Source organism: Bartonella sp. OT172YNZD, from assembly GCF_042193725.1.
GTDB lineage: Bacteria > Pseudomonadota > Alphaproteobacteria > Rhizobiales > Rhizobiaceae > Bartonella > Bartonella grahamii_A.
This window is the reverse complement of the sequence record NZ_JBHILZ010000092.1, coordinates 1-689: the sequence shown is the minus strand read 5'-3', so window position 1 is coordinate 689 and position 689 is coordinate 1. Positions and strand designations below refer to the sequence as shown.

Here is a 689-nt window from a genome sequence, read left to right as displayed (position 1 = left end):
AAAAACACGGAAGAAAGCCTTGCTTATCGTACAGATTTTTCCTCACGCTTTTGTTATTTGATTGATCCCTTTGTACGGGTGGCAAATTCTGATGGAGGTGTGAGTATAAAACCCGCAAGTCCTTTTGCAGCAGCCATGTTTATCAAGCGGGACAAGCAAAGGGGCGGTGTTTTTTGGTCTCCCTCCAATCAAGATGTGCATGGTATTTTAGGGACAGCACGCCCCATTAGCTACTTTGATGGGGAAATTGATCATGAGGCAAACCGTCTCAATAAAGCCGATATTGCGACCTTTATTCCCGCGCGCCTTAGTCAAAATGGGCAGGGAGAAGTAGCTTCCAATGGGCGCATTTTATGGGGCAACCATACCACCTCTAGTGATCCGCTTTGGCGTTTTGTCAATGTGGTGCGCACCCGTGCAGCACTGGAAAAAACCATCATCAATAATTTGCGCCCTTGGGCGAATGATGAAAACCTGACCGGTCAACATGTTATTGCCATTACCCGGTCTTTGACCAGCTTTCTTGATGATATGATTGCACGCGGTGCACTGCTTGGTGGGCGGGTTTGGTTTGACCGTGATTTAAATTCCAACAGCAATTTACAACTGGGGAAATTGCGGGTGGAATTTGATGCAGAAGAAGTGCCTCCTCTAGAAAATTTGAGTTTCGGCAGCCGGCGCAATAGCGC

1 protein-coding gene is annotated in these 689 nt (G+C 47.3%); it reads left to right on the top strand.

All coding sequences use genetic code 11. The annotated features are described in order from the left end of the window. Positions 1–689 (top strand): phage tail sheath family protein (locus ACFIJS_RS09200; RefSeq protein WP_375651322.1); only part of this gene is annotated, 689 nt, incomplete at both ends.